The organism is Silvanigrella sp., from assembly GCF_044369315.1.
Taxonomy (GTDB): Bacteria; Bdellovibrionota_B; Oligoflexia; order Silvanigrellales; family Silvanigrellaceae; genus Silvanigrella.
In genome coordinates, this window is sequence record NZ_JBIPMD010000149.1 from 1 (window position 1) to 8,237 (window position 8,237).

The 8,237-nt window shown below is 24.0% G+C and carries 5 protein-coding genes; 2 read left to right on the forward strand and 3 right to left on the reverse strand.

The window, feature by feature from the left end:
* Positions 1-93 precede the first annotated feature (93 nt).
* The gene (locus ACIQ56_RS11610) at positions 94-1,260 is read left to right on the forward strand and encodes an ATP-binding protein (protein WP_397601223.1); all 1,167 of its coding nucleotides are present in this window, start codon (positions 94-96) and stop codon (positions 1,258-1,260) included.
* 339 nt (positions 1,261-1,599) lie between these two features.
* Positions 1,600-1,836: a DUF2795 domain-containing protein gene (locus ACIQ56_RS11615; RefSeq protein ID WP_397601224.1), complete on the forward strand. Its 237-nt coding sequence runs from the start codon at positions 1,600-1,602 to the stop codon at positions 1,834-1,836.
* A 50-nt stretch (positions 1,837-1,886) separates the two neighbouring features.
* Here ACIQ56_RS11615 and ACIQ56_RS11620 read toward each other — a convergent pair whose 3' ends face one another.
* The 3 genes from ACIQ56_RS11620 to ACIQ56_RS11630 all read right to left on the reverse strand — a co-directional run bounded on the left by ACIQ56_RS11620 (position 1,887) and on the right by ACIQ56_RS11630 (position 8,138).
* Positions 1,887-4,475: a hypothetical protein gene (locus ACIQ56_RS11620; RefSeq protein WP_397601225.1), complete on the reverse strand. Its 2,589-nt coding sequence runs from the start codon at positions 4,473-4,475 to the stop codon at positions 1,887-1,889.
* An 8-nt stretch (positions 4,476-4,483) separates the two neighbouring features.
* Positions 4,484-5,581: a hypothetical protein gene (locus ACIQ56_RS11625; RefSeq protein ID WP_397601226.1), complete on the reverse strand. Its 1,098-nt coding sequence runs from the start codon at positions 5,579-5,581 to the stop codon at positions 4,484-4,486.
* Positions 5,582-5,810: 229 nt separating this feature from the next.
* On the reverse strand, positions 5,811-8,138 hold the full coding sequence (locus tag ACIQ56_RS11630; RefSeq protein ID WP_397601227.1) for a TcdA/TcdB catalytic glycosyltransferase domain-containing protein: 2,328 nt from the start codon (positions 8,136-8,138) through the stop codon (positions 5,811-5,813).
* Between the last annotated feature and the right edge of the window lie 99 nt (positions 8,139-8,237).

The window sequence follows — 8,237 nt, forward strand, 5'->3', positions numbered from 1 at the left end:
TCTTTCAAAAGCAACTTGCTCTGACAATTTTAAAAGTCTATTTTCCATCTCCATTTAAATCTCCTCCTCAAAAGGAGATTTAATTCTGGATTTATGCTTTGTAAAAATCACTTATTGGGAGGACACGCCGCGGCCGGTAATGTAGCCCATTATATTGCCCATGATATTCGCAAACCATTTTCAAAGTTAAGGTTTTTTATTCAGGAGTTAAAAGATTTAAAAAATTTAACTGAAATAAAACAAGCCATTCATGGGTTTGAACCTACATTTATAGTTTCAATGGAGTATATTGAGCATATTTTAAATGAAGTTATGGATGCCGCTGTTACAAAACTTAATATTACTAAAAGTGTTCCTGTAGAGAGTGTTCTTATTATGGCATTTAAAAATTTAGGAGCATTGCCAGAAAATACTAAAATTAATATTGAATATAATTTGTCTGACCATTTGCTTTTATCTATTGATGTTCTAAGAGTTGTTCTTATTATTGTTAATATTATTTCAAATGCATTAGAAGCTATGAACTATAAAGGTAATTTATGGATATTCTCTAAAGAAATATCATTTGAAGATAATACATTTATGGAAATCTGTATTGGAAATAATAATTCTTATATTAGTGAAGAAAATATTGAAAATATTTTTGAACCCTTTTATACCTATAAAAAAGAAAAAGGAACAGGTTTAGGCTTATCTATAGCTCAAAAAATTGTAAAATTACATGGTGGTAAAATTTATTGTATATCGGATTTAAATAAAGGAGTAGAATTTATATTTAATTTACCAGCTTTGATTGGAGCTTACGATAAGTCAAATTTTCAATTAGTTAAAAACTTAAATGGAAAAAAATTAGAGCTGTCAAAAATGAAAAATGACGATAAAATAAATTTATTAACAGAAAAAACGATTATCGTACTTGATGATGATCCTTTAGTTTGTCGTAGTTGGGAGAGAGCATTAAAATCAAGAAATATCATTACTTTTTTGAATCCTGAGGATTGTATTTATTTTATGAATGAAAAAATAAATTATTTAGATAGGATAGAAATGATCATATCCGATTATTTTTTTGGAAAAAATGTTCGGACTACATTTGAAACATTTGTAGAAAAAGTGAGAGAAAAATACAATGGAATTATATTTCTTTCTAGCGATATTACTCTTGAAGAAAAATTTATTTATAATCAAAAAAATATTATTATTATTGAAAAAAGAGTTTATACTTACGAAGAACTAAAAATTTTATTGAATATGAATTAAACCAACAAAATTTATGGCACCGTCTAATGTCTCCGTAGCCGTCTGTTCCTTTATAACCCTTTAAAAACTTCTCATCCCTTGAATAGCTATGGTTTGTTTGCTCGTTAATCTCTAATTTCCAGTTTCCTTCTGTAAAACCAGAAAATACAGGAAAGTGTATCAACAAAATAGGAATAGAGATAAAATTATTTTTATTTTAAATGTTATTTTATCATGTTAAATAAGCTTGACTTTTGTTAATTAATTATATATTAATTAATGTCGGTCGACAAAGTATTTTATTATCTATATTTTAAAAATAAATGTAAAATTTTATAAATTTAAAGGAGAATCTTATTTATGACTATTGAATCAACTAGTGTTAAAAATACAGAAAAAGATGCCCTTCAAGATAAAAGTAATATTGAAAAAATAGAAAAATATTTAAAAGGAAATATTTTTCCTAGTGAGAAAAAACATTTGATAGAATGTGCTAATAAAAATACAGCACCAAAATATTTTTTAGATGATTTAAATAAATTAAAAGATAAAAAATATGAAAATAATTCTGAAATTATGAAAGATATTTATAATTAAATCTGAATCTTAATATGAATGGAGGATGGATATTTTTATTTGGAAGTTTATTAATTAATAGAAATGTCTATTATTTCTCCTAATTTAATAGTATTCATGTATTCAGTTAGTTGTTCTTTATTTAATATGATTTCATCATTAATTTTAATTTTAAATTCTTTTTTAATGGAATTATTTTGATTATTTTTAAAAATTACAAATGAAAATATATTTAGCTTATCTTTTTCAATTAATTTAAAAATAGTCTCTTCTTCAAAATTTGAAATTTTAATGATTTTATTTTTGATGAAATTATTTTCGGTTTTAAAATTAATTTCTTCAATTTCGTTAATGGAGTTCTCTGAGTTAATGTAGTTTATACTACCATCATCTGAGTCTATTTTTTTTAACGATTGAGTTTTTGAATAAATTTTTAAACTAAAAATATTTTTCCCGTCTTCTATAGACTTGGTAATTTGCTCCATTAAATTATTAGTAATGGTTATATCCTTTCCAATTTGTATTTGTAAATGTCTATAATTTTCAGATTTAAACCAATTTTTTATAAATAAACTGTAATTTTTGTTGTTTTTATCTTCAAAATTTATTTGCAGCATTTCTTTTCCAAATTGGACGTCATTTGATTTATGGAATGAAATATATTTAACCTCGGAATTTAAATCATTAATAATCAAATTATCCATATTATTATTAAGGTCATAGTCATCAATAATAATATTATAGTCATCTTCTAAAATATAATTATCATTAAAATTTAAAATATAATTGTCAAATCCACTACCACCATTTATTTCTGAATAATTCTTATTTTCAATTATCTCAGTATCTTCGAAATTTGATTCTAGTTTTTTAATATATGAATTCATTTCAATTGATATGGTATCATTCCCGTCGTTACCATAAATTTTGTCAAAACCGCCATTCCCAAAAATAAAATTATCAAATATATTTCCATAAATTGTTTCATTTTTATTTGAGCAAATAATATTTTTTTTGGTATCTACCAATAAATTTTCTAGTCTATCTAAATAAATTAATGAATTTTCTGAATCTAATTTTACTACGTCTAAAGTGTTTTCAATTAAACCTTCTTGATATAAACTTCCATTTATATTCGTATAAATATTTCCTGATAAATCTGTTAATATTATATGCTGATACTTTTCTCCTTTAAAATAGTCTCTTAATATAATTGCTGGAATAAATTTATTATTTTGGTTAAATCCTAAAGTTAGATTATATTCTTCTTTTTTTGAAATTAAGTTTTTAATGTCGGTTTTAATAATATCAACTCCATGATTTTTTTCAATTAGATAAGATTCATCAAAGTTGTCAATAATTTTATGACCATCAAATACTAAACTCATTTTATTTTTAATATTATTTATTTCATTGCTCATGCTATCTGATTTTATAGAAATATTATTTAAATTTTTATATAATAAGTTTAAATTGGATAATATTTCATTTTTTGAGTTTAAAAAATTTAATTTTTGTGATTTTATATATTCACTTTTTAAACTTTGTGTCTGCATAGCCATCATTCTATTAAAATCACTTAAACTATCAAATCCAAATGAATTACTTTGATATTTGTTAATTTTAGAGTCAAAGTCTTCGTTTTGAATTTGAAAATCGTTTATACTTTTAATAAAATTTTCAACTTTTATAAGATTATTTTTAATTGATTCGTCTAATTTATTTAAATTTGAATTTAAGTCAATAATAAAGTCAATATTTTTCTCTAAATTCATGCTTGGAGTATCATAATTTTTTAATTTTATTTTTACTTGAGTAGAAATATTATAAATATTATTTCCAATGGCGAATATTTTTTTGGATAATTCTTTCAGTTCATTTGTTGCAGCAATATTGTTAATATATATGTCTTTTATTTCTGACATATATGAATGATAGTTTTGAATTTTATTATAAATATCATTTGTGTTTTTTAGAATAATTTTATATTTTAAGTTAAGCAAATTTAAAGGTTCTTTTATTTTATTTAATTCATTTTGAATAATTTCAGAATTATTTTTTATTTCTTCAATTTTATTATTGATTAAATCTTTTGTCAAAATTAAATAAGTATCGTTTCCTTTTCCTCCATTTAATTTATCAAATCCTATGCTTGGAATAATTGTATCATTTCCATTTTCTCCAAATATGGAATCATTTCCAGCATTTCCAACTAGAAAGTTATCCTCCTCATTTCCATAAATAGTATCATCTTCATTTGTTCCAAATAAATTCTCTACGTTTTTAATCTCTGGAAAGTCTGAAGGCTTTAAATTTGATAGAGAAACTGTTATTTTTTTGTCTTTAATACCTTGTAAATTTATTGTATCTATTCCATTTCCACCATCAATAAAACCTTTATTTTTATTTTTTGAATGAACAATATCATAAAAATCAAATATATCTTCTTTATTACCTCCTAAAATATGTAGCATATAAGTTGCAGGGTGTATATTGTAAAAATTAATGTCATTTAAATCGCCAATAATTGAATGGATCATATTTCCATGAGTACCTTGATCTCCAAATCCAGCTAAATATAAATTAGCTTTTTTATGCTCAGGAATTTGTTTTATTTTTTCTATATCTTCTGTTTTTGGTAGATGTGTTTTTACTATCATAGGAGTACTTATAGAAATATTAGGACAAGGTATCGTTTTATTATTATGTTGAATATCGATGCTTGGGAATAATTTTCTCCTTTTGGTGCTTGTGGAGAGTCTGTTTTCTTTAAAGCTAAAAGAGAATGATTTAATTGAATAGCATTCATGTGATAGGATTCTATTTCGTTTATTCTATTTGAATCACTGGCATAATATGAATTATTTGTTAAGCAGGAATGACTCGCATTTTCAAGTGGTTTACCGCCTGATCTAGAAGGAACACAAGTTCCATAAGAACAACCAATTGTTGTTGTTTCTATTGAATAAGGAATATAAAGATCAACTTTAGGATAAACTATTTTTTTAAAATAAAATAATTTATTCTCTTCACCTTTTCCATTTGCTAAAGCATTTATATATTCTTTGTTTTTTTCATTAAGGATATTTGGAATAATTTCATTATTTAATTTATTAGATTCTATTTTAGTAACATAGGAAGAATCTTCATTTTCTTGATATTGTCCAAAAAATTTTAAGATTGACTTTAAGGTTATATCTTCCTCTTTAAAACCAAGTTTTCGTAATTCTTGTGAGGTACGAACAGCATTAAAGGTGCCTTGAGAAAACATAATTGTAAATCCAATAGCGGCTCCTATGGGACCTGCTTTTGCTGTTAATGGTAGAAATATTGCTGTTGCAATTGAGCTTCCAGCTCGAGCTGACACAAAAGAAGCATTTACGATAAAATCCATTTTTTTTGATTGATCTTCTGTTCTGCTTGACTCTTTAAATAGATCATATGCTTGCCAAATATCTGCTCCCGCAGAAACAAAATTTAATCCAATTTGAATTTTATTTATATTTTGAAATGCATTTGCGTGTTGTTGCCAATAAGAAGTTCCTTTGTAAGATTTTACAATATCAAGAACTAAATCCGCATTATTTATTGTAAAATTTGCAGCTTCACGCGATCCATCAAGATACATTTCATTTTTAAAAGAAGTTGTTATATAACTTAAGGATTGTGGAGTATTTATTAGACTCATTATTACATTATATTTATTTGTCATACTTGTGAATTTATCAAGACCATTAAATGTATATTTTGCAATTTCTTTTGTCACATAGGTAATATTAGATTTACTATTTGAAATATTTTGTGATGAAGAGTTATCTTGGGAAACTGTTGAGTTATTTCGGGAAGTCTTTAGAGCAAGATAAGCATCCCTTAATTTATTTATTGTGTTTGAAAAATCTCCTAATGCTTCTGTCTTTTTTGATAAAATATTTTTTAAAGTGCTATTGAATCTATTTAAGTTTTTAATGTTCTCAGGATTAATTTGATCAATTATGTTACCAGTAATTATGGATGAAAAAATCTTTCCTACCTTTTCTTACAATATATAATTTATCAGCATCATTAGAATAATTATACATTCCATACTTTGTACGAATTAATTCATTTCCTTTATAGTCTATTTTAATAATATTTTTTCTAATAGTTATAATATCTAATGATATTCCTAAGTCATCTAAACTATTAAATAATAACTTTGTAAACTTTTCAATATTATCAGTATCATTAGGATTTTTTGTTGGATTACAGCTTACAATGTCAATATAGTCAATAACTTCATTTTTATTTTTTTCTATAAAATCGCTAATTTTCTCAGCTAATTCATTTGCAGTTAAATTTCCAATTTTAACAGTATCTTCAGATATTTCAGCATGTCCTACAATATACAAATTTACTTTTTCATAATCATTATTATTATTATTTTTTATAATTAAGTCATTTGTATCTATTAAAGAGGAGTTTGTATTTTCGGTTTGTTTTTTTGTATAAATAAAATTTGACGCATTCTTTATATTTTCATTTTGTCCAACAGCTAAAATTACATCTCTTTGGTTAAATTTTTCACCATCAAATGAAATTGTTTTTTTAGCCCAAGAAGAATTTGCATCTTCTTCAGTAGCATAATTAAATATATTATTTATTAATGGAAACTCAGTACAATTTTGAACAATAGTATTTTTATTAAACCATCCGTCTGTTGATATAAAACTTGGAAAAAGATCTTCATAAAATTGTTTTAAAAGTCCTGGACCTGAAGTATGAATTGTCGAACGACTGCTTGAAAATAAAGAGTCATATCGATAATCATGTATAATTATATCATATTTTAATTTTGATTGAATTTTTGGTTCAATATAATTATCGTAATCATTAGATAAAATATATTTATTATTAAAGTCATAATAAAAATTTGGGTTATTTTTTTCTATTTTATTTATTTTTTTGTAACTTTCTTGTATTTTATTTTTTAAAAGTTGTAACCAATCATTTTCAGACTTTAATTGATGAGAAGCTATTAAACTATTAGATTTATATGAAGCTTTAAATTCACCTTGGCGTATATTTAGTGTATTAATTTTATTAAATATTTGCTCTAAGTTTTGTTCCTTAAGTTTTAAAAGGATTCTATTAATTTCTGTTTTTAGTTCTGATTTTTCTAATGGTTCAAGGAGATTAGTTTTATTTATAGCATGTACAAATGAATTTTTGAATTTGTTATTCATTTTTCTTGATGGAATAAAATGTTTATGATGATTAAATATTTGTTCATAAAAATATATTGTTAAATCATTAGTTTTTCTGGATAAAAACTCTTTATATGGTCCAGTGTTATTTTTTTCGATAAAATTATTTAATTCTTTAATAGAAGGCAAAATATCGATATCCATATAAATACCACCAAATCGGGAAATAATTTCTATCCTCGCGCTATCACTGGCGGCAGCAAAATTTCCACGCAAAAGCATTTCTTGTTCATAATTCTTATTAAGAGGCCAATAACTTTTATTTACTTTAAAATCTTTAATATATATATTCGAAAACTCATTCTTTAAAGTTATAATATCATTTTGCATTAAATTTGTTTTTTTATTAATTTCGTCATAATTAAATTCATTTTTATTATATAAAACTTTTTCTATATAATGAAGTCTCTCTTGATCTAAAGATAATAAAGTATCGGAATTTTTATTTTTTATCAGTTTATCAAATAAATCATTTTGAATATTAATAAATTTTTCTGCAAATAATTTTTGATATTCAACACTGTTTTTTTCTTCTGCAAGGGTATAGTTTAAAAACTCTTTAATTCCTTTATTCGTTTCATATGTATAAAGATTATCAGAATCATACCAAATATTTATATTATGATCTGGATTCAACTTAGCCCAAATTTTTACATAATCTTTTTGGATTTCTCCTAATGGACCGCCAAGCCAAATAAAATGAATTTCTTTTGGAATGGCTTTTGCTGTTTTATTATAATAGCTATTAAGTTGCTCTATTAAAAATTGATATTTATTGTTATATTGATGTCTTTCATCAATCAGAAATTTTTCAGGTAATGCTTTTGTAAGCTCTAAAATGGCGCTATATTTACTTTCATCATCTGTAAGTTCCTCGGTTTTTTTTAGTTTATTTAACATTCTTTTTATTTTTTTAATTTGAACAGGTTGTTCTTTATCTATAATTTTTTCAAGATCATGAATAAACTTTGGATCAAAAGGATCTGTATAAATATTATACAAATATTTATCATTAGCATATTCCGTATTAATACTTTCTTTTTCAACTATATCATGATCCTCCCCTAAGAAAGTAGACACCCAGATCCGAAAAAAACTTATAGGAAAGAGGTGTTGAAATGGTGTTAACCAAAAGAAGGTATACAAGCGAATTCAAGCAAGGGGCGATTGAGCTTACAA